This window comes from Flavobacterium sp. CSZ, assembly GCF_015350725.1.
In the GTDB taxonomy this organism is placed as follows: domain Bacteria; phylum Bacteroidota; class Bacteroidia; order Flavobacteriales; family Flavobacteriaceae; genus Flavobacterium.
The window spans coordinates 112,154-134,357 of the sequence record NZ_JADKPQ010000018.1 but is presented as its reverse complement, the minus strand read 5'-3'; the positions used below and the strand labels follow the sequence as shown (position 1 = coordinate 134,357).

The following is a 22,204-nucleotide window of genomic DNA, read 5'->3' as shown; positions in this document are numbered from 1 at the left end:
CTGTGGTGCAAATATAAAAATAAAGTTAAGTTCAAAACAAGCTTTTTCGCAAAAAAATTCAATAAAAAACAACAATAATTTATAATACATTTAAAACTAAAAAGTTATAGAATCATTTTTTTTTCGAAAAATAGGAATATTATTAAAGAAATAGCTCCCAAAGAACTTATATCGTCTGACAACTCGTTATTAAAATAGAGAAACCTATACACGGTTGCATGTTTGAAAGTATATGATTAAAAAACAAAGCGTCTTTTGGATTTATTTGGCAATGAAAATTTAATAGGAATTATTTCGCTATTGAACAAAATCAGTACTATATTTGCCGAGTAAAATCAAGCGCAAATTCTTTGAAGGATAGTTCCAGAAAGACATCTCAAGAAAAGAATTTGAAAAATACTCAAATTAAACATTGCCCAACCTACTGCAATGCTAATAAAGTTGACCTGGTTTTAAAACCATAATGGCTTTTACAAAAAAAATGGAACACCAACCCCAGGCTGAGCCATTTGATATTAAAATAGTAGCGAACATTACTGAATGTTTAAAAAAAACACCGAATGAACAAACTTTACTTCTTATTAGTAATATGCATTTTTATTGGCTGTAAAAAAGAAACACCAAAACCAATTCCTGCTGTGGTCAAAAAAACCGCACCGGCTATCATACTTACTGATGAAAGAAAAGTAGAAATTGATACTGCACTTATTGGCACTTTTAAAAGCGAAACGCTGAAACAATTTTACAATTCATCTGACAATAAAACTGTTTGGGGAAACTTAAAAAAGAGAACTTACGTTTTATCTCAATTATCAAAAGCCGGGGAACTGGGTCTAGAGCCTGAAGATTACAAAGCTTCTAAGCTAAAGAAATTTGAAGAAAAAATTGCTTCTTTAAACGATGCTGATCTTGCAACATACGACATACTTATTACTTATAACTTCGAAAAGTATTTAAATCATCTTTACAAAGGAAAATTAAACCCAAAAAAGTTATATAATGATTGGGATTTAGAAGAGAAAACTTTTGATGTAAACAATGTCCTTATCAAAGCTTTTAATAAGAACAAATTAGATAGCGTGGTTGATAATATTCAGTCAAAAACCTATATCTATAAACAACTATTAAAGTCGCTTGAAATCATTAATACTTTTCCGGATGATGATATCAAAAAAATTGAATCTGTAGACAAAATCTCCTTAAACGACACTAATTCAGCCTTAATAAACATTAAAAAAAGGCTTATTTACTGGCAAGACATGCCTAAAAAAGATAGTCTGACTAAAATTTATGATCAAAAAACATTTGAATCTATAAAGAAATTTCAGGAAAGACACGGCCTGGCATCTGATGGTGTTATTGGTGTAGGAACTATTAGCGCTTTAAATTATTCTAAAGAAAGAAGGAAACAACAAATTATCGCCAACTTAGAACGTTGGAGATGGTATAATAATGATTTAGCCGAAAACTATTTCATCATAAACATTCCGGATTACAGCCTGAATGTAGTCGAGGCTCAAGATACTACTTTGGCGCGTAATGTTGTGGTAGGAACGAGCAAAAGAAAAACACCCATTATAACTTCGATATTAAAAACGGTTGTCTTCAACCCTACATGGACGGTTCCGCCAACGATATTAAAAGAAGATGTTGTTCCGGCAATGAAACGAAATCGTAATTACCTGGCCAATAAAAACATTACTATATATGATACTGCCGGAAATGCGGTTGCCCCTAACAACTGGAACGAAAACAAACCGGGAAATTATCGCTATGTACAAAGTCCCGGTTACAACAATGCTTTGGGGTTAATGAAAATTTTATTTCCAAATCACCATAGTGTGTATTTACATGATACTAATCACCGTAATAATTTTGGAAGAAGCAATCGTTCGTTGAGTTCAGGATGTGTGCGTGTGGAGAATCCTCTGGAATTGGCCGAACATATTTTAAACGATTCAGAGAAATGGTCAAAAGACAGAATCGATACCATTATTGCTTCAAAAAAAACAACAAGTATCAGAATTACAAAAAAGTACGCTTTGTATCAGTGGTACTGGACGGCATGGAGCAAAAAAAATCAGCTCATTTTCAGAGCTGATATTTATAATCTGGATTCGGATTTGTATGCTAAATTAAGAAATTAGTCTTTCTTCCATCGCAAAACTTCTTGACGGATGGTAGATATACAAACACGATTTGTCTTTTATTAGTTTAATTATTTCATCCGTCAATTCGACTGGAAGTGCCGGACAACCCTGGCTTCTGCCTAATCTTTTATGATCTCTGATAAAAGATTCAGAAACATAATCGGCGCCATGCATTACAACTCCTCTTTGACGAGCATTACTGTTAATTCCGTTTTCTAAACCATCTAAACGCAAAGAAGCTCCGTGTTTTCCCTGATAAATTTCTCCTGTTGCATAAAAACCTAAACTGCTTTTGAAAGAGGAATTTGAATTCGAAAAATTCGAAGCAAATTCTTCTCCGGTATTTCTTCCGTGAGCAACTAAAGAATTAAACAGGATTGTATTTGTTGTCAAATCAATTACCCAAAGGCGTTTTGTATTTGATGACAAACTAAAATCAATAACAGTTAAAATATCTTTCTGGATAACCCCTTTTTCTTTTAATAAATAAAACCCTTTTAAGGCCTCAGAAAAAGTTTTAAGTCCCGGCAAATTAAAATTGTTAGAATTTAAGGTATGATAAACACTTTCAATTTTTGCTTCGACAGTAAATTTCTCAACTTTAGCAATACTTTTTGTAGTTGCTTCTTTAATTTCGGGAGTGTTATTTGAATCTTTACCAAAAGACAATAACAAAAACACTAGCAATGGATAAATTTTGTAAATCATTGAATTTCTTTAGGTTAATAATAAAATCTGGGTAAGGCAAAAGTATAAATATTTTTAGGTTCTCAAAATATTAGCCTGAAAATCAGGCTTTTTTTGTTGAAACTTTAACATTATTAACATAAAACCATTATTTATGTAAGATTTTTTCTTCTGCATACAATCCTAAGATTTATAGAAATTTTCTTAATAAAAACAAAATTTAATGGTAATTTTGAAACTTCTTCTGTAATAAATAAAACAAGAAACTATCTATTTTATTGTACCTTATGGAAATTTCACAAAAAAAGGCCTTTTTATTCTTTTGAAAATGTCGTCTCTGCGAATCAAAAAGATTACCCCAAAATGCTTCCAATAGCCTTTCAGCTTTACATCAAAGAACGCTTCAATTTTCGAGCTTAAAACAGGGAAGGATTCCAAACACAACACGACTGTTTATACAATAATAGTACCTTAAAACATAGTTTATCGGATATAACGCAGCTAAAAATAAGATTAGAAAAAGAGCTTAGTCTGAATTTATTTTAAAAAATAAAGAATTCTTTAATTAATTTATTATTTTTTACTACACTTCATTTTATTAAACATAATTGTACAAATGCTTTCTTGCACATTTTAGAAATGACTTATCTTTGTAAAAAACTAAAAATGATGAACAAAAAAGTAATACTTATGATTTTAGACGGTTGGGGAAAATCTCCTGACCCTAAAGTATCTGCAATAGACAATGCAAACGTTCCTTTTATAAACAGCCTTTACCAAAACTACCCAAGTGCACAACTTAGAACCGACGGATTAAATGTTGGTTTACCTGAAGGGCAAATGGGAAATAGTGAAGTAGGTCATATGAACCTGGGTGCCGGAAGAATTGTATACCAGGATTTAGCCAAAATAAACTTAGCTGTAGCACACCAGACACTTGCTAAAGAACAAGTTCTTGTTGATGCTTTTACTTATGCTAAAGAAAACAATAAAAAAGTTCACTTTTTAGGATTAGTTTCTGATGGTGGTGTTCACTCTCATACTTCTCACCTACGCGGATTAATTGATGCTTCGCAGGAATATGGTTTAGATCAGGTTTACGTTCACGCTTTTACAGATGGACGTGATGTTGACCCTAAATCAGGAGCAAAATACATCCAGGATCTGGAAGAACACATTAAAGATACTCCTGTAAAAATCGCTTCAATCATTGGTCGTTATTATGCGATGGACCGTGATAAACGTTGGGAACGTGTAAAATTAGCTTATGATTTAGTTGTTAATGCAATAGGAACTCCGTCAAAAAATGCGGTTGCAAGTATTCTTGACAGCTATTCACATCATGTTACAGATGAGTTCATTGAACCAATTGTAATGGTAGATGAAAACGAAAAACCTTTAGCTACAATTGTTGAAGGTGATGTGGTGATCTTCTTTAATTTCAGAACCGATAGAGGCCGTGAACTTACAGAAGCGCTTTCGCAACAAGATTTTCACGAGCAAAACATGCACAAGCTCAACTTGTATTATGTTACGCTTACCAATTACGACGAAACATACCAAAACGTAAAAGTAGTTTACAATAAAGATAACATTACCGAAACTCTTGGTGAGGTTCTTGAAAAAGCAGGCAAAAAACAAATTCGTATTGCCGAAACAGAGAAATATCCTCACGTGACGTTTTTCTTCTCTGGCGGTAGAGAAACTCCTTTTGAAGGTGAATCGCGTATTTTGAGAAATTCGCCAAAAGTAGCTACTTACGATTTACAGCCAGAAATGAGCGCTTATGAACTTACAGCTGCTCTTGTTCCTGAATTGAATAAAAAAGAAGTTGATTTTGTTTGTCTAAACTTTGCTAATGGAGACATGGTAGGTCATACCGGAATCATGAGCGCGGCAATCCTTGCCTGCGAAGCTGTTGATGCTTGTGTAAAGCAAGTTATCGAAGCGGCTCTTGCCAACGATTATACCACAATCGTAATTGCCGATCACGGAAATTGCGAAACCATGATTAATCCTGACGGAAGCCCAAATACTGCGCACACAACCAATCCTGTGCCGATTATTTTGGTTGACAAAGAATTAAAAAACATTGAAAATGGTGTTCTTGGTGACATCGCTCCTACTATTTTAGAATTAATGGGAGTTCAGCAGCCAAACGCAATGACTTGTCATTCGTTATTGTAGAAGCACTTCATATTATTTGACAACAAAAAAAAAGAGACATGTTTTTATAATTTGTCTCTTTTTTGTTTTTCCAGCTGTCCCTGAGCGAAGTTGAAGGGCACCACAATTAGAACGCAGGCTTCGACTTCGCCTGACAGAGATTAAGCAATCACACCACAAAATAGTGATACGTCCACTCTACGCAATAAATCAAAATCCCGATTAAACCTCCAACCAGAGTTCCGTTGATTCTAATGTATTGAAGATCTTTCCCTATTTCTAATTCTAATTTTTCTGAAACTTCTTTACCATCCCAACTTTTTACGGTGGAAGAAATTAAATCTCCAATTACTTTTTTATTGTTTAACAGAATAGAAAGTAAATCGTTTTTGATGAAATTATTGATCTTATCGATCATTACAGGATCTTCGTTGATTCCGTTTCCAAAACCCTGAATCAAGCCTGAAATGCTATTTTTAATCGAAGATTGATCACCTTTTTCTAAATCATTTGAAATAGACAGTTTTATTTCATCCCAAATTCCGTTGATATAATCCTGAACTTCTTTTTTGCCTGCAAAACTCAAAATCATGTTATTGATCTTGATCCGCATTTCTTCGGAGTTTTTTACTTTATCCAGAAAATCATAAACGTATTCGTCTATTTTTATTCTTACTGCGCTTTCCGGATTCTTAGCTTCATGTAAAAACTCCGCCAGTCCATTAAAAACACCCTCTGAAATCTTTTTATCTGCCAGGCCAAAACTTAAGAACGGCGTAGATTCCTTCACTTTTTTACGAATCAGATCTTTGTTATTACTCAACTCTGTACTCATCACATCCAGAAGGTTGGTCAGCAGTTCATCTTTTACATTGCCTTTTTGCAAAGGTTCTAAAGCCAATGCTACCCAATCTCCAAAATTGATTCCTTCCAGTTTCTCCTTAAATTGATATTGAATAAATCGCTTTATGTCTTCATCTTTTATTGTTTTTAAAATTCCGGGAATCATATTCACCGCGACAAGATTGGCAATTTTATTGGCATTTTCCTGTTGAGACAACCAATCCGATGCTTTTGTAGCAAAGTTGAATTCCTCTAATTTAATTTCTAATTTTTCACGATTCAGAAATTCTTCAGAAACAAAATTCCCGAGGTTTTCACCAATCTCATTTTTCTTGGTCGGAATAATAGCGGTATGCCAAATCGGAATTCCTAACGGATGACGAAATAATGCCACAACAGCAAACCAATCGGCAATTCCGCCCACCATTGCCGCTTCGCTAAAAGCCTGCAGCATGGGAATTTTAAAGTAAATAGCGATGATAAATAAAAGCACTGCGACGCCTAAAAGGGCTAAAGCGTTGCCTTTCATTTTATTTAAAGCTTTTTTCTTGGATATATTTTCCTGATCTATAGACGTTTCCATAATTTAATTAGTTTTAACTCTTACTAATTTACGTTTTTTCCGGCAAATCGAAACGTTATTTATTGTCGTTTGCCACGAATTGCACGAATTACAATTACTTTAAAATTGATTTTTAATAATCGAATTAATTTTAAGCCGATTATAAAAATTAATTCGTGTTAATTGGTGAAATTCGTTGCGAAAATTTTAAACACTTCAACATAAAAAAAATAATATTAAAATCGTACTTTTGCCAACTGAAAATCCGAAATTATGATTATAGTAAAATCACGTGAAGAAATTGAATTAATGCGCGAAAGTGCTTTGATCGTATCTAAAACATTAGGAATGATTGCTTCTGAAATTAAAGAAGGAGTTACCACATTATATTTAGACAAATTGGCTGAGGAATTTATCCGTGATCACGGTGCTGTACCAAGCTTTTTAGGATTATATGATTTTCCCAATTCACTTTGTATGAGTCCAAACTCGCAAGTTGTGCACGGAATACCTAATAATACACCTTTGAAAAGCGGTGATGTTATCTCGGTAGATTGTGGCGCTTTCAAAAACGGATATCACGGTGATCACGCGTATAGTTTCGAAATTGGAGAGGTTGCTCCTGAAGTTAAAAAACTTTTGCAGGTAACGAAAGAATCTCTTTACGTAGGAATCAGAGAATTTAAAGCCGGAAATCGTGTTGAAGATGTTGGAAATGCGATTCAGAAATATACTGAAGGACACGGTTACGGAGTTGTTCGCGAATTGGTAGGTCATGGTTTAGGGCAAAAAATGCACGAAGAACCAGAAATGCCAAACTACGGAAAACGAGGTCGCGGAAAGTTATTTATCGAAGGGATGGTTGTCGCAATCGAGCCAATGATTAATATGGGAACAAAAAATATCAAACAACATAAAGACGGCTGGACAATTACCACTGCTGACGGAAAACCGAGCGCACATTTCGAACACGACGTGGCTTTAATTGATGGAAAACCAGAATTGTTATCGACTTTTCAGTACATCTACAAAGCTCTTGGAATCGAAAGCAATGAAGAAGATGAATTCAGAAAAGTGCCGTTAGTTCTATAATTAAAATTCAACCCCGAATAAACCCTGTGAAAAAATTATTCAAATTAGTACTTAATACAATACCCCGTCCATTATTAATTCGTTTGAGCTATGTGGCTCGTCCGGTTTTGGCATTTTCATTAAAAGGAACAAAATATACTGATCCTATTGACGGGAGAAGCTTTAAATCGTTTTTACCTTATGGATACGGAAAACAACGTAATAATGTGCTTTCTCCAAGTACACTTTCGTTAGAGAGACACCGTTTACTTTGGTTGTATTTAAATGATCAAACAGATTTTTTTACTGCGCCAAAAAAAGTATTGCATTTTGCACCGGAACAAGCTTTTTATAAAAGATTCCGTAAGCAAAAAAACCTTGATTATACTACAACCGATTTGTTTTCGCCTTTGGCCGATGTAAAAGCAGATATTTGTAATTTGCCTTTTAAAGACAACGAATACGATGTGATTTTGTGTAATCACGTTCTGGAGCATATTCCGGACGATACAAAAGCCATGCAGGAATTATTTCGCGTGCTAAAACCAGGCGGAATGGCGATTCTTCAAATTCCACAAGATTTATCGAGAGCGGTAACTTTTGCTGATGATACTATTACAGATCAAAAAGAACGCGCTAAAATATTTGGTCAGTACGATCACGTTCGTATTTACGGCCGCGATTATTTTGATAAATTAAGAAGCAGTGGTTTTATCGTAATCGAAGAAGATTACACCAATAAAATTACACCGGAATTAGTAGAGAAATATTGTTTGGCAAAGGGAGAAATTATTCCGCTTTGCTTCAAACCAGAAAACTAAATCGTTCGGATTTTTTCACCCTATAAGTGATATAAGTTCATTTAAAAAAGTTTTTAGAATAGCAGTATTTTGAAAACTTTTTTAGTTTAAACCACTTCCCAAATTACAATTCAACCTAACCGCCTTATCTTGGATCTTTCAAATTCATTTCAATTTTGTTTTGATATCAGTTTTGAAAAAAATCTGAATCATTATATTCCAACTGCCTACATCGTTGAGAATACCGATGACATTAAATATTTAAATAAAAAAGCTACTAAAGATGTACTTGAAAGTTTTTTTATTGTTTTTGATCAATTAGATCCTGAGACAAAAAAAATATTGACGGCTTGCGAATCATTAAAGCCTGAGTTTATTTTCAAAAAATTTAGTACAAAAATCAAATCGGCAAAAACAATTGCTGATTTGCAAAAAGATTCCAAAATTGAATTTGCCATTCGTCAGCATTTGCAGCTAAATTTGGGCACTTTTTATACTTTAATCCTACAAAAGCAATTTCCGTTGTCTCTTAATATGAGTCCCGAAAAGGACTTCTATAGATCCAGAGTCAACACCAATCCATTGCATTTTGAACCTCAGATTGAATTTAACAAACATGCCGAAGGGATTACGTATACCTTATCTTTAAAAGAAAACGAAACTTTATTTTTACCAATGAACAGCAGTGTCGAAATACTGCTGGATGAGCCAAGCTGGTTGATTATTGATAAAAAACTAGGGCAGTTAAAGGATCTTAATGCTAAAAAACTGATGCCGTTTTTAAAGAAAAAGTCAATCGAAATACCTTCAAAATTAGTTGACAATTATTTTAAAAGCTTCATTCCTGAAATAGCAAAAAAAATAGACATTGAAGCTACTGGTTTTGAAATTGAACATCGTGATCAAATTATATCAAGCACGATCCAACCTGTTTTTGATTTCTTTAAAAACTGCTATTACCTCAACCTCTATTTTGATTATAACGGTTATTCGTTTGACAGCAGTAAAACAAAAAAAACACATTCGTTTGTTGATTTTAGCGTTGCCAACGAACCTAAAATCATTCAGTTTAAACGCAGCGCTGATGAAGCTTTATACACTGACAAATTATCTGAGCTTGGTTTAGTAAAAATCAAAAACGAGTTATTCGGATTAAATTCTGACACAGAAAACCCTGATCCTTACGTCAATATTCAATTTGTTATTGATCATAAAGAAGAACTGGAAAGCTTAGGATTTACAATCCTGAATTTAAAACTGGAAAGCAAAGAAATCATTGCAGAAAATCATACCATTTCAGCCTCAAAAGAAGAAACAAAAGAAGACTGGTTCGACATTAGAATAATCATTACAATTGGCGCTTATACGATCAATTTCAGTGAAATTATTCCCAATATAAAAAGCAAGGAAAGACTCTTTTTATTGCCTGACGGAAACTATTTTCTGATTCCGCTGGAATGGTTGAGCAAATATGGTTCACTGGCAAAATTGGCCAAAAAAGAGAACGCAAATTTACTTTTGCGTAAAAGTAATTTTGCTGCTTTGGATGCGATTCCGGAAATCAAAGACGATATTATTCACAAAGCAGAATATACCTCTTCTGATTTATTAAAAGCTTCATTAAGACCTTATCAGATCGATGGCGTAAAATGGCTTTTAGGTCATTTTAATTCTAATCTGGGTGCTTGTCTGGCTGATGATATGGGTCTTGGTAAAACATTACAAACCCTGGCCGTTTTAGTCGCGGTACAGGAACAACTGGGATTTACTACTAAAACGACCAATTTTGACTTGTTTCAGAATGAAACTACTATTGAAAGAGCCCCTTTGAAAGCTTTGATTGTTTTACCTTCTTCATTGGTTTTTAACTGGTTTAATGAGGCTGGGAAATTCACACCGCATTTTTCGAAAATGCAATATGTGGGCAATGACAGAAAATTATTAGCCAGCAGATTAGCCTCAACTGATTTGATTTTTACGAGCTACAGCATTGTTCATCGTGATATTTCAATTTTAGAAAAATACGATTTTCGTTATTTAATTTTAGACGAAAGTCAATACATTAAAAATAAAAATTCTAAGATTTTTAAAGCCATTACTAAAATAAATACGGCTCATAAAATTGCCTTAAGCGGTACTCCTATCGAAAATTCGTTAGATGATTTATGGTCACAAATGCAATTTATAAATCCGGATATTTTGGGCAGTTATGATTTTTTTGCTCAGAATTTTAAAATCCCTATTGAGAAAAAGCAGGACGAAAACACTTTGTCTGAACTAAAAAACCTCATCCAGCCTTATATTTTAAGGAGAACCAAAGAACAGGTTTTGAAAGATTTACCGGAGTTAACCGAGCAGATTTACTATTGCGATATGGATCCTGAACAGGAAAAATTATATGAAAAAGAAAAATCGAAAGCGCGGAACTTTTTGCTAAAAACAGACGGATCAAGTCCGGACAAAATTAGCATTATCAATACACTGATGAAGTTAAGGCAGCTGAGTAATCATCCGAAAATGGTCGATCAGGAATCAGAAATTGATTCCGGAAAATATAATGCTGTCACTAATTATCTGGAAACTTTAATAAAGGAGAAACAAAAGGCGATCATTTTTAGTTCGTTTGTGACTAATTTGCATTTCTATACAGATTGGTGTAAGGAAAACAAAATAGATTTTTGTGAGATTACAGGCGAAACTCCTGCCAATAAAAGAGAACAACATGTAAAATTGTTTCAGGAAAAAGAGAAGCCTTTATTATTCTTTATTTCTCTCAAAGCGGGTGGCGTTGGTCTGAATATTACCAAAGCTTCGTATGTTTTGTTTTTAGATCCTTGGTGGAATCCTTTTGCTGAAAAGCAAGGAGTTGGAAGGGCACATAGAATTGGTCAAATGAATAAAGTAAATGTTATACGATTTATTTCGAAAAATACGGTAGAGGAAAAAATCATCAAATTGCAGGAAAACAAAAAGTTATTATCTGATTCGCTTTTAGAAGAGAGTTATATCAATGACGAAATCCAAGTGAATTTAGAATACATTTTGAGTTCTTAATAAATTTGTTTTTAGAACAACGAAAAGCGGCATCCTGTTACATTATATAAAATTCTTATATTTACAATCTTACAATTGTAATATGATGCCAAAATTTTTGCTTAGAAATCTTCTTCTTATTTTCATTTTTGCTTCGGCTACAGCCCAGGCTCAGGGAATACAAACCGAGATTATCCCTCCATATAATATAAAAACAGTTTCGTTTGTTCAAAATGGCAACAATGTAGTGCCTATATTTGAGTTAGGCGACACTTTTACCTTTCAGTTTGATGATTTATTTGCCAATGAAGCCAATTATTATTTTGAAGTAATACACTGCGACTATAATTGGAAACCAACCGATATCCCAAAAACAGATTATGTTACCGGTTTTGACAATCAAAGAATTACTGATTACTCTAATTCTTTTAATACACTTCAGGTTTATTCTCATTACCGACTTTCGTTCCCGAATCAGTTTACGACACAATTACGAATTTCAGGAAATTATATACTAAGAATTCTTAATGAAGACAGAGAGGTTGTTTTCTCGAGAAAATTTATTTTATACGAAAATCATTCGACCGTAGCAGCTCAGGTAAAACGAAGCCGTGATGTTACCAATATTGATTACAAACAAAACTTAGATTTTTCCATAGTTTCAAATGATATTGTTTTTCAGACTCCAACGCAAAATGTAAAAGTTGTATTGTTACAAAATGGCAATTTTGATACTGCTATTAAAAACGTTCCGCCACAATATACAATAGGCAATCAATTGGTTTACAAATACAATAAGGAAACCCAATTCTGGGGCGGAAATGAATTTTTGTATTTCGAGAATAAAGACATTCGTGCAGCAAGTAATAATGTGGGAAGAGTGGGTGCCAATAATGACATTTATAATTCGTACTTATATACCAATCAGGCAAGAGCCAACCAAATTTATACAGTCTATCAGGACGTAAACGGAAATTTTGTGGTTAAAAATATCAATGCTTCCAACAACGAAATTGAAGCAGATTATGCGTGGGTATATTTTACTCTTTCGGCTCCTACTTTCAGATCTACAAACAAAGACATTTATATTACAGGAATGTTCAACAATTACAGCTTGTCGCCAGAATACAAAATGGACTATAATACTGAAAAAGCTGTTTTTGAAAAAGCGGTCATGATTAAGCAGGGTTTTACTAATTTTCAGTACACAATTGCCGATAAAAAAGGCGTTATTGATTATGAAAATGCGATTGATGGAAACTTTTATCAAACTGAAAATGAGTATACCATATTGGTTTATTATAAAGAAAGTACAGATCGCTATCAAAGAGTTATAGGAAAAGGAAATGCCAACTCAATAAACATCATAAATTAAAACATTGTTAAGGATTTAGATCGAAAGATTTTTTTTTGTAGATTTGCAAGTATAACGCACACATATTTACTACTTTAGTATGGTTTCTCAGATAACAAGAGGCATAAAAATATCTGTTTTGACTAGTTTTGAAGGTACTTACTTCAAGAACTACAAGATCCACTTTGCTTTTAGTTATGTAGTTACAATCGAAAATCACAGCAAAGATTCAGTTCAGTTAACTTCTCGTCACTGGGAAATATTTGATTCTTTAAACGATCTTGAAGTTGTAGACGGAGAAGGCGTTATTGGTAAAAAACCGGTTTTAAAACCCGGAGAAAATCACACTTATAGTTCAGGTTGTCTATTGTCATCTCCTTATGGTGCAATGAAAGGCTACTTTAATATGATCAATTTTACCTCTACAAAAACATTCAAAGTAATTGTTCCTACTTTTAGAATGTGTGCTCCTTTTGCTTTAAATTAAAAACAAGTTTAAAAAAAAGCTGTTTTTTTTATCGTTATCTTAATCATAATTTTGTCAAATTATTAATTTATCCTTTGTACTTTTGTGCAACGTTAGATTATTCGTAACAAATCAAATCATCTAACCGTTAAATTGTCTAATTATCTAATTTTAAATAACATGCTAAAAGGATTCTTTCATGTACCAAAAGCGGTAAACGAGCCTGTAAAAAGCTACGCACCTAACTCACCAGAAAAAGCAGCTGTTCAGGCAGCTTACACAACATTGTGGAATTCTAAAATTGACGTTCCGTTATACATCGGAAGCGAAGAAATCAGAACTGGAAATACAAGAACAATATCAGCTCCTCACGATCACAAACACATTGTAGGAACTTATCACTTAGCTGAAAAACAACATATTGAAAAAGCAATTGCTAATGCTCTTGAATCAAGAACAGCATGGGCAAACATGGCATGGGAACAACGTGCTGCTATTTTCTTAAAAGCTGCAGAACTTATTGCAGGACCATACAGAGCGCGTATTAACGCTGCTACAATGATTGGTCAGTCTAAAAATATTCATCAGGCAGAAATTGATGCTTCTTGCGAATTGATCGACTTTTTACGTTACAACGTAGAATTTATGACTCAAATTTACGGAGATCAGCCAAAGTCTGATTCTACTACATGGAATCGTTTAGAATACAGACCTCTTGAAGGTTTTATTTATGCTATTACTCCTTTTAACTTTACTGCTATTGCTGCCAATCTTCCTGCAAGTGCGGCAATGATGGGTAACGTTGTGGTTTGGAAACCAAGTGACAGCCAGGTTTTTTCTGCAAAAATTATCATCGATGTTTTCAAAGAAGCTGGTGTTCCTGATGGTGTTATCAACGTTGTTTTTGGAGACGCTTTAATGATTACCGATACTGTTTTAGCAAGCCGCGATTTTGCCGGAGTTCACTTTACAGGATCAACTCATGTATTTAAAGATATCTGGGCTAAAATTGGTGCTAATATTCACCACTACAAAACATACCCAAGAATCGTTGGAGAAACTGGTGGTAAAGATTTTATCATTGCACACCCAAGCGCTAACGTAAAACAAGTGGCTACAGGAATTACTCGTGGTGCATTTGAATTTCAAGGGCAAAAATGTTCTGCAGCTTCAAGAGCTTATGTTCCTCAAAGTTTATGGCCAGCTGTAAAAGAACAATTAATTGCTGATGTAAAATCAATGAAAATGGGTTCTCCGGAAGATTTCGGAAACTTTATTACTGCAGTTATTCACGAAGGTTCTTTTGATAAATTAGCTGGTTTTATCGATCAGGCTAAAAAAGATGCTGATGCTGAAATCATTGCTGGTGGAAACTACGATAAATCTGTAGGGTACTTTATTGAGCCAACAATTATCGTAACAACAAACCCTAAATATACTACAATGGAAACCGAATTATTCGGACCAGTAATTACTATATATGTTTACGAAGATGCAAAATGGGAAGAGACTTTAGAATTAGTTGATACTACATCTGAGTATGCTCTTACAGGAGCTGTATTTAGCCAGGATCGTTATGCTATTGAAGTAGCGACTACAAAATTGCAAAATGCTGCGGGTAACTTCTACATCAACGATAAACCAACAGGAGCTGTTGTGGGTATGCAGCCTTTTGGTGGAGCAAGAGCTTCAGGAACTAACGATAAAGCAGGTTCTGCATTGAACTTATTACGTTGGGCTTCTCCTAGAACAATCAAAGAAACTTTTGTAACTCCTGAAGATTATAGATATCCTTTCTTGGGATAATTTCTGATTTTAGAGTTCAGATTTTAGATTTATAAAAAAGCCGCAAACTTCATTTTGAAATTTGCGGCTTTTGCTTTGTTATCTCTTTTATCTCCAAATTGGGATTTTTACAAAACTATCATTGTACCATTTTACTTTTAAGGGTTCTTTGGCATCTTTAATGGTTTCGTTGGTAACGGTTTTTCCTGTTCCGTAATTAAGTTCTGAAAAAGGATTCTTATTTACGTTTACTACTACGACTAAGCGACTTCCTTTACTTAATTGTTTACTGACCAAATGCGTATTCGAAAAAGGAATCGATTCTATTTTATTTGGTTCTAATACATTTCTTGTCGTGATGTCTTTGGCATAACTGGCACGGCCTAAAAAATAAGACAAATGAAAGTATTCACCATTTGGAGTTAATTCATATAACGTAACACCAATATCCATATCTTTTTTATTGATGCTTGCCTTTATTTCTCCTACGAATGATCCGTTTACCAATATCGGCTCTTTAAACGGCTCACTTATAAAAACATATCCGTTTGTTGTATCGATTTCTTTTTTGATAATAGGATCAGGATAATACTCATTGTTTTGAGTTTGTCTGTCGGCAAAATCTACTACCTGTGATAAATAACCGTTTTTAGTGGGTTTTGTAACATTCAAAGAATAGAATCCTCCGGATTTATTATCCGTCAGATACATTTTCAGAAAACCATTGCTCATTTTATCAAGAGACGGAGCGCTTCTCCATTCATTGGCCCCCATTACCTGATAATTAATTCTGTCTTTTAAAATTTCTGGTTTTGGTCCGTTTTTTAAAATGTAATCGAACCATTCATATGTTATTTTTTTAGTATTAATTAAAGCATCTGCATCAACCTTATAACCATTGATCAGAGCAGAGCCTCCTTTTTGCGCCCCAAAATGACTATACGGACCAATCACTAAATAAGAATTGGCTTTGGGGTTGTATTTTTGAAGCTCTCTTAAATAATACAAACTCGAATTTTGAGAATCGTTATAATACCCGTCGATGACTAAAACCGGAATATTTATCTGGGCAAAATCCTTTTTGTATGGCGACATTTTCTGCCAATATTCATCAAACGACGGATGTTGTATCCAGCGCTGAAATAACCTGTTTGGAGTTCCGTCAATGCTGTCCATTTTTTTGTAGGCAACTCCGCTTTCCCACCATTTAAACTGCATATTTCTAAATCGCTGCCTGTCATTTCCTGCAACCGTATCAAGATATTTGTTACTGCCCACATAAAAAGACCATTCGTAATTAGGATTTATAAACACATTGTTTTCCATTGGCAAACCCATTCCGGCTCTATTGGCCACATAAGGCACTATGGTTTTAAGTGCGGGATGCTTTTTTTTGCACGCTGCCCATTGGGTCAATCCATTATAACTGCCGCCAAACATTCCTATACTTCCGTTACACCATTTTTGTTTACTTATCCAATCAATAACATCATAAGTATCATTGGCTTCATTTTCATAAGGAAATATTGCATTAGGACTAAATCGTTTACCCCGCGAATAGGTAATAACGCCCACATAATCTTTATCTGCTGCCTCTTTCAAGGATTTGATCCCTTTTCCTTCTTCTGCAACATAAATCGTATGTTGAAGTATTACGGGTTTTGGAACAGAATTTCCTTTTTTGCGCACTACAATTGCCGATATCAAAGCGCCATCACGCATTTTGATCATTATACTGTCCTGAATATCATAAGCACTTTTTAGATCTTCGGATTTGGTTTTACTGGTTTGCTGAGAAAATGTATTTGATATCATCAGAATAAGAAATACAAAATTTAAAATTGTTTTCATGGAAATGGTTTTATTAGCAAGCTTTATTTTAAGCTTGGCTGTTTGCTTATAACAAACTGCGTTATTAAATCTGAAAAAAGCATACAGAGATCCTCAACTAATAGAATTAGCTGTACGCATTAGAATAATTTTGAAAGATGAATTAAATCCCGTTCTGGTTTTTAAACCTCACGGATTGACGGTTTGATACTTCTAATAGTTCTCCGGTTTTTAGTTTTACTTCTAACCTGCCCCCTATTGTAGTTTTTACTTCCTGAATGAATTTTGTATTGATAATTTCGGTTCTGTTTATTCTAAAAAAAACAGTTTCATCCAGTATCTCTTCCCATTGACGAAGGGAACGCCTTTGAAGTGCTTTTTTGTCCTGAAAAAACAATCGGGTATAATTCTCTAAAGATTCAATTAAATAGATCTCTTCTAATTGAATAAAGAACCGTTTCTCACCGTCTTTTATAAAAATCTTTCGATCTTTTGTCTCAGCATTAGTTAAGGAGGATTTCAAGTGTACAGCATCCCTTATTTTTTGAATTGCTTTTGCAAAACGTTCCTCTCTTATAGGCTTCATTAAATAATCTAAGGCATTTACTTCAAAAGCTTGTATCGCATACTGATCATAAGCGGTAATAAATAAAACTGATGGTACATGATCTAACGATTCTAATAAATCGAAACCGGATTTTTCAGGCATCTGAATATCGAGAAAAATTAAATCCGGCATTTCTGTTTCGATCAAAACTTTAGCGTCATCGGCATTTTCAGCCTCACCAATAAGCACAAAGTCTTCATACATTTTTAAAGCTCTTTTTACCTCTTCTCTTGCTAAACGTTCATCGTCTACAATGATCACTTTTATCTGTTTCATTTTGATGGTATTAAAATAGTAGCCAAAACCGTTTCGTTTTCCATCTGCATAATCTCAAAAGAAGCATTTCCGTTATATTGCAAGAACAATCTTTCTTTCAGATTACTTAGCCCAATACCTGAATTTGTAATCTCATTACTTAGTTTTCCTGAGTTTCGAACCGTAATCTTTATAAAATCGTTTTCCTTTTCAACTTTCACAGCAATAAACCCTCCGTGTTTTCTTTTTTCAATTCCGTGTTTTATGGCATTCTCAACCAGTGACTGAATACTAAAGGGCAGGATTAAATGCCTGGACAAGTCTACACTGGTTTCGATCTTAATTTGTAAACGTTCCTCAAATCGGATTTTTTCTAATTCCAGATAATCCCTTACCAGATTAATTTCTTCATCCAGCGATATCAATCTCCCAATGTTACTATTTAGAGAATTTCTTAAAAGTTCAGACAACAGATCAATAGCCCTTCTGGCGGCATCAGGATTTTCTATCACCAAAAATTTTATATTATTTAATGAATTAAAAAAGAAATGAGGATTAAGCTGTGCACTCAGATTATTGAGTTGTGCTTCTTTTATTATAATGGACAATCGGGCATTTTCCTTTACTGTTTCTAATTCGAGTCTTGAATAATGATAAAGATGGTACGCCAATACCCAAATAGACATTAATCTTGTACCGGTGATAAAAACCTGTAATTGTACCGATTTAAAAAATGCTAAAAATGAATCGGTTTCATTTTTAAAAATGAATAAACGTACCAAATAAAGCTTACCAACAATCAAAACCGTATACAATAAGGAAAGCACCAAAATACTAAGTACCATTCTTGGCAATAGTATTTTCAGATTCAGTTTATTCCATCCATTTTTTAAGGCAAAATTTCGGTAAAGCTGAGTTAACAGTATACCAATGAAAACGTCCAGTATTAAATCTACTATACCCATTTTCCAGATAAAATTACCACTCAGGAAAGCAGATAATCCCCAATACAAAGAAGCAGTAATCCATCCTGTGAGCTGAATTTTCCAATATGTCGATATTACGCTGGTTGTTTTCAAAAGTAAAATTGTTAATGCTGTAGTAAAGATATTCCTCTAATAGAGATTGAGCAAATAAAAGTACACGAACGGAAAATAATAGAGGATGAATACATTTTCTTCTTGGATTTAATACAATATCCGAATCAGTCATTATTCTTCTCTTCTTTTTCAGTTAAGTCTTCACAAAAGACAAAAAATTAAAAAACAAATACTTATAATTAAAAAATAAAACTCAAAAGTAATTCAACGTTATTCTGACAATCCTAAATTTACAACATTTATAATGTTTTTCTTACGATTGATCATCAATAGTATACATGCTTAAAAATCCTATTCTGTTATTTTAAAAACTTTTTGTACTACTCTAAAAACATATCTCAACATACTTTTACATCAGATTTAAAGTGGAAAAAATTAGTAGAAATTAAACTAATTCGGAGATGGATTTACAATCCAATTTACAACAATCCACAGAAAAAACATAAAAAAGAAACAATGAGAAATTTACAAAACACACCGCCAATAATTATACAGGCAAAAAGTATTGGACATCCAATTGACTTTAAATGGAATAAAAAAAAGATACACCAGCCTTTAGATCCTTTAGAAGGAAACGACGAACTTGAACATGCCTTAATGCAAATTAACCATAAAGCCAATACAGGGCAGCCGCTTTGCTCGAATGGATCTACTGGCGATATACAGGTTACACAAAAATGAATAATGATACCCAAAAAAGAATCGAAGCTTTATGGTGTTCTATTGGTAATATCGAAAATACAAAACCATTAGTTTTTGATACTGAATTTGATATTTCGGCCACCAGACATGTAAACGGGCCATTATGGATAGCCCTTATGAATGTAACTATGATTGATGTGATGTATAGAAAAGGATTATACGCTATTCAAAGCGAACTTATTGGACTAGTATTATTAGCGCGCCATATTACAACACCAAGAAAAAGAGTTTTTGACAAATGGTTCAACAGAACATTAGCAGTTTTAAAACGTGATTATCCATGTCAATATAATAATGAAGATGTAAATCAATACTACGAAGCCATTTATGACTCATCTCATGAAGCTCTAATTTGTCGTGATTTTTTCTTTAATCCTGAGTTTGAAAATTCAACCGATGCAACAGAAAAAGAGATAAACGAACTCATTCATAATTTAGATACTAAATCCAATCCATTTTTGTGTTTCCCAAAAAGCGCTTCTTAATTGATTGATACACTTAAAAAAAAACGAACCACACAAACTTCAATTATTTTTGAAACTTGTGGGGTTATTATCTTAATTCAATTAAAACTTATTTTCAACTTCTGCAGCCTGCAACATGAGATAATGCAAATCGGTATTTTTTACGAAAGGTTTCAAAAGTTCACTTCCCGGACCAAACATAGCCAACTCTACATAATCAGCAGAGTGATCCATACTAATCCATCCAACAGAATTTATTTTTCCCTGCATTTCTGCAAAAGCTTTATAGGGCAATTTTTTATAATTATACAGTCCGTCTTCTTTATGCAATCCATCATAATAACTTAGTACTGTTTTTGCATCTTCATCAGAAACCGAATGACCATTTGCCTTTTCGATAATTTCCTTTACTTGCGAAACAGAAGATTGTGGTTTTATCTGATTCAGGATCCATTCATTTGTCTGGGTATATTTCTGGATACTATCAAAATTATCATTGGCATCTTTACCATAAATAATTCCTGGATTGGCATTTCCGTGATCTGTTGTGATAATGACCAATGTTTCTTTGTCTTTTTCGGCAAAATCTATGGCAGCTTTCACCGCCTCATCAAACTCGATCTGATCATGAATCAAACCTGCAATATCATTTCCGTGAGCAGCCCAGTCGACTTTACCGCTTTCTATTTGTAAAACGAAACCATTTTTATGATTTTTCATTCTCTCAATAGCTTTCTGTGCCATTTCAGCAAGACTTGGAATGTTTTTTTGTAAATCTTGGTCACTATTTCTATCTACGTAATAAGGAACACCATCTTCTGCAAACACACCCAAAATTGGCTGAGAATTTGAAGCCACCTCCATATCAGAACGTGTTTTTACTACCTGATATCCTTTTGCTTTAAAAGCGGCAAACATATCTTTTTTATCTTTTCTGGATTCGGGACTAAAATAATTTGAACCTCCACCCATCATCACATCAAAACCAAGATCTAAATATTGTTCGGCAATATCATCTTGTGCGTTTCTGCTTTTACTGTTTACGCAAAAACCCGCCGGAGTAGCATGAGTAATAGGAACTGTTGTTACGCAACCCGCCATTTTTCCTGCCTTCTTGAACTTTTGCCAAATGGGTAAATGAGGTTCTCCCTGCGCACTCACATTAAGCACTCCGTTGTTGACTCTAAAACCGCCTCCCCACGAAGAACTCGCAGCCGAAGAATCCGTTACTATAGAACTGGCAGAAGCTGTATCCATCAAAGCTCTTGAAACTCTGTTGTCTTTGTACAATTGAATCCAATTAGAACCTTTTCCAGTTTTTCTGTTCAGGAACAAATCGGTCATATTCAATGTTCCGGTACTCATTCCGTCACTAACGAGTAAAATAATATTTTTAGCTTTTTTATTTTTATTTACAGCTTCTAAATCTAAAATATTTGCAGAACCCTGAAACGGATTCATAACTGCGGCTCCAATCGTTAATAAAGAACCACTTTTAAAGAACTTCCTTCTATCCATTATTACTTTATTTATAGTAATTTCAAAGATAAAGAAATACACCCAACCACAAAATTATCATTGTGTTATGATAATTACTCAAAGGCAGCTTATTATAATGACAAACAAAAACCCGACAGTATACTTATTGAGTATGCTGTCGGGTTTTTTATTATTTTAAGAATATTAAACCGTAAACTTCAAAGGCAAATGCACTACTTTTTTGGTTTCAAAAAATTCATCTTCAAAAATCGTAGACAAATCATATAAAGTTGCTTTTGGAAAATCCTTTAATTCTTCGGTCAAATCTCCTCCTTTTAGGTATAGAATTCCGTTTTTCAACGTATGCTTATGCTGTTTTTTAATTTTAGTTTTAATCCAGGAAACAAAATCCGGCATATTGGTAACGGCACGACTCACTATAAAGTCAAAATCGCCTTTTACCAATTCAGCGCGTTTTTGTTCTGCTTTTACGTTCTTTAATTCTAATGCATCAACAACACCCTGAACTACTTTTATTTTTTTGGCAATAACATCAATCAGATAAAAACGCGTTTCAGGAAAAAGAATCGCTAACGGGATTCCAGGAAAACCTCCACCGGTTCCAACATCAAGAACCGTTGCTCCGGGTTCAAATTTCATTATTTTTGCAATTCCAAGCGAATGCAAAATATGTTTTGTATATAATGCATCAATGTCTTTACGCGAAATAACATTGATTTTTTCATTCCAATCGTGGTATAAAAAGTCTAATTTTTGAAATTGTTCGATTTGAATGTCGGTCAAATCAGGAAAATATTTCAATATCTCATCCATTGCTCTAATTTTTTAA

17 protein-coding genes are annotated in these 22,204 nt (G+C 33.7%); 10 read left to right on the top strand and 7 right to left on the bottom strand.

All coding sequences use genetic code 11. From position 1 onward, the window contains the following. Positions 1 to 560: 560 nt before the first annotated feature. A complete protein-coding gene (locus IRZ78_RS19655) occupies positions 561 to 2,147 on the top strand; it encodes a L,D-transpeptidase family protein (protein WP_194618135.1) in 1,587 nt (528 codons plus the stop codon). On the opposite strand, the gene IRZ78_RS19650 is transcribed toward IRZ78_RS19655, so the two are convergent. Continuing rightward, a complete protein-coding gene (locus tag IRZ78_RS19650) occupies positions 2,136 to 2,858 on the bottom strand; it encodes a murein L,D-transpeptidase catalytic domain family protein (protein WP_194618134.1) in 723 nt (240 codons plus the stop codon). The two genes, IRZ78_RS19655 and IRZ78_RS19650, sit on opposite strands and share 12 nt — an antisense overlap. A 648-nt stretch (positions 2,859 to 3,506) precedes the next feature. Between IRZ78_RS19650 and gpmI the strand changes: the two genes are divergently transcribed. After that, on the top strand, positions 3,507 to 5,024 hold the full coding sequence (gpmI, locus tag IRZ78_RS19645) for a 2,3-bisphosphoglycerate-independent phosphoglycerate mutase (RefSeq protein ID WP_194618141.1): 1,518 nt from the start codon (positions 3,507 to 3,509) through the stop codon (positions 5,022 to 5,024). Positions 5,025 to 5,172: 148 nt separating this feature from the next. On the opposite strand, the gene IRZ78_RS19640 is transcribed toward gpmI, so the two are convergent. Then, on the bottom strand, positions 5,173 to 6,429 hold the full coding sequence (locus IRZ78_RS19640; protein WP_194618133.1) for a DUF445 domain-containing protein: 1,257 nt from the start codon (positions 6,427 to 6,429) through the stop codon (positions 5,173 to 5,175). Between the two features lie 252 nt (positions 6,430 to 6,681). Between IRZ78_RS19640 and map the strand changes: the two genes are divergently transcribed. The 6 genes from map to pruA all read left to right on the top strand — a co-directional run bounded on the left by map (position 6,682) and on the right by pruA (position 14,938). Next, a complete protein-coding gene (gene map / locus IRZ78_RS19635; protein ID WP_194618132.1) occupies positions 6,682 to 7,500 on the top strand; it encodes a type I methionyl aminopeptidase in 819 nt (272 codons plus the stop codon). A 26-nt stretch (positions 7,501 to 7,526) separates the two neighbouring features. Next, positions 7,527 to 8,300, top strand: coding sequence for a class I SAM-dependent methyltransferase (locus tag IRZ78_RS19630; RefSeq protein WP_194618131.1), 774 nt, complete (start codon positions 7,527 to 7,529; stop codon positions 8,298 to 8,300). A 129-nt stretch (positions 8,301 to 8,429) separates the two neighbouring features. Continuing rightward, a complete protein-coding gene (locus IRZ78_RS19625) occupies positions 8,430 to 11,333 on the top strand; it encodes a DEAD/DEAH box helicase (RefSeq protein WP_194618130.1) in 2,904 nt (967 codons plus the stop codon). An 85-nt stretch (positions 11,334 to 11,418) separates the two neighbouring features. Next, a complete protein-coding gene (locus IRZ78_RS19620) occupies positions 11,419 to 12,687 on the top strand; it encodes a DUF5103 domain-containing protein (protein WP_194618140.1) in 1,269 nt (422 codons plus the stop codon). 79 nt (positions 12,688 to 12,766) lie between these two features. Next, the gene (gene apaG / locus IRZ78_RS19615) at positions 12,767 to 13,153 is read left to right on the top strand and encodes a Co2+/Mg2+ efflux protein ApaG (protein WP_065452127.1); all 387 of its coding nucleotides are present in this window, start codon (positions 12,767 to 12,769) and stop codon (positions 13,151 to 13,153) included. A 159-nt stretch (positions 13,154 to 13,312) separates the two neighbouring features. Then, positions 13,313 to 14,938 (top strand): L-glutamate gamma-semialdehyde dehydrogenase, encoded by a 1,626-nt coding sequence (pruA, locus tag IRZ78_RS19610; RefSeq protein ID WP_194618129.1) that lies wholly within the window; start codon positions 13,313 to 13,315, stop codon positions 14,936 to 14,938. 87 nt (positions 14,939 to 15,025) lie between these two features. Here pruA and IRZ78_RS19605 read toward each other — a convergent pair whose 3' ends face one another. From IRZ78_RS19605 to IRZ78_RS19595, 3 genes are all read right to left on the bottom strand, one after another. Then, positions 15,026 to 16,768 carry a CocE/NonD family hydrolase gene (locus IRZ78_RS19605; protein ID WP_194618128.1) on the bottom strand — a complete coding sequence of 581 codons (1,743 nt, stop codon included), beginning with the start codon at positions 16,766 to 16,768 and terminating at the stop codon, positions 15,026 to 15,028. A gap of 142 nt (positions 16,769 to 16,910) precedes the next feature. Beyond that, positions 16,911 to 17,630 carry a LytTR family DNA-binding domain-containing protein gene (locus IRZ78_RS19600; protein ID WP_194618127.1) on the bottom strand — a complete coding sequence of 240 codons (720 nt, stop codon included), beginning with the start codon at positions 17,628 to 17,630 and terminating at the stop codon, positions 16,911 to 16,913. Beyond that, positions 17,627 to 18,688: a histidine kinase gene (locus IRZ78_RS19595; protein WP_194618126.1), complete on the bottom strand. Its 1,062-nt coding sequence runs from the start codon at positions 18,686 to 18,688 to the stop codon at positions 17,627 to 17,629. The genes IRZ78_RS19600 and IRZ78_RS19595 overlap by 4 nt, the downstream gene beginning before the upstream one ends. A gap of 477 nt (positions 18,689 to 19,165) precedes the next feature. Here IRZ78_RS19595 and IRZ78_RS26250 point away from each other — a divergent pair, with 477 nt between their 5' ends. Next, positions 19,166 to 19,390 carry a hypothetical protein gene (locus tag IRZ78_RS26250; protein WP_228520540.1) on the top strand — a complete coding sequence of 75 codons (225 nt, stop codon included), beginning with the start codon at positions 19,166 to 19,168 and terminating at the stop codon, positions 19,388 to 19,390. Continuing rightward, positions 19,387 to 19,896, top strand: coding sequence for a hypothetical protein (locus IRZ78_RS19590; RefSeq protein ID WP_228520539.1), 510 nt, complete (start codon positions 19,387 to 19,389; stop codon positions 19,894 to 19,896). The genes IRZ78_RS26250 and IRZ78_RS19590 overlap by 4 nt, the downstream gene beginning before the upstream one ends. An 81-nt stretch (positions 19,897 to 19,977) precedes the next feature. Here the strand turns inward: IRZ78_RS19590 and IRZ78_RS19585 are convergent, their stop codons facing one another. Then, complete coding sequence (locus IRZ78_RS19585; protein WP_194618125.1) at positions 19,978 to 21,393, bottom strand: alkaline phosphatase; 1,416 nt, start codon at positions 21,391 to 21,393, stop codon at positions 19,978 to 19,980. 165 nt (positions 21,394 to 21,558) lie between these two features. Beyond that, on the bottom strand, positions 21,559 to 22,188 hold the full coding sequence (rsmG, locus tag IRZ78_RS19580) for a 16S rRNA (guanine(527)-N(7))-methyltransferase RsmG (protein WP_194618124.1): 630 nt from the start codon (positions 22,186 to 22,188) through the stop codon (positions 21,559 to 21,561). Between the last annotated feature and the right edge of the window lie 16 nt (positions 22,189 to 22,204).

Bases quoted from the DNA above. Each gene is read 5' to 3' on its own strand.
- IRZ78_RS19605 (WP_194618128.1), bottom strand. From the start codon at position 16,768: ATGAAAACAATTTTAAATTTTGTATTTCTTATTCTGATGATATCAAAT.
- IRZ78_RS19585 (WP_194618125.1), bottom strand. From the start codon at position 21,393: ATGGATAGAAGGAAGTTCTTTAAAAGTGGTTCTTTATTAACGATTGGA.
- map (WP_194618132.1), top strand. From the start codon at position 6,682: ATGATTATAGTAAAATCACGTGAAGAAATTGAATTAATGCGCGAAAGT.
- gpmI (WP_194618141.1), top strand. From the start codon at position 3,507: ATGAACAAAAAAGTAATACTTATGATTTTAGACGGTTGGGGAAAATCT.
- IRZ78_RS26250 (WP_228520540.1), top strand. From the start codon at position 19,166: ATGAGAAATTTACAAAACACACCGCCAATAATTATACAGGCAAAAAGT.
- IRZ78_RS19655 (WP_194618135.1), top strand. From the start codon at position 561: ATGAACAAACTTTACTTCTTATTAGTAATATGCATTTTTATTGGCTGT.
- apaG (WP_065452127.1), top strand. From the start codon at position 12,767: ATGGTTTCTCAGATAACAAGAGGCATAAAAATATCTGTTTTGACTAGT.
- IRZ78_RS19640 (WP_194618133.1), bottom strand. From the start codon at position 6,429: ATGGAAACGTCTATAGATCAGGAAAATATATCCAAGAAAAAAGCTTTA.
- IRZ78_RS19650 (WP_194618134.1), bottom strand. From the start codon at position 2,858: ATGATTTACAAAATTTATCCATTGCTAGTGTTTTTGTTATTGTCTTTT.
- pruA (WP_194618129.1), top strand. From the start codon at position 13,313: ATGCTAAAAGGATTCTTTCATGTACCAAAAGCGGTAAACGAGCCTGTA.
- rsmG (WP_194618124.1), bottom strand. From the start codon at position 22,188: ATGGATGAGATATTGAAATATTTTCCTGATTTGACCGACATTCAAATC.
- IRZ78_RS19620 (WP_194618140.1), top strand. From the start codon at position 11,419: ATGCCAAAATTTTTGCTTAGAAATCTTCTTCTTATTTTCATTTTTGCT.
- IRZ78_RS19590 (WP_228520539.1), top strand. From the start codon at position 19,387: ATGAATAATGATACCCAAAAAAGAATCGAAGCTTTATGGTGTTCTATT.
- IRZ78_RS19600 (WP_194618127.1), bottom strand. From the start codon at position 17,630: ATGAAACAGATAAAAGTGATCATTGTAGACGATGAACGTTTAGCAAGA.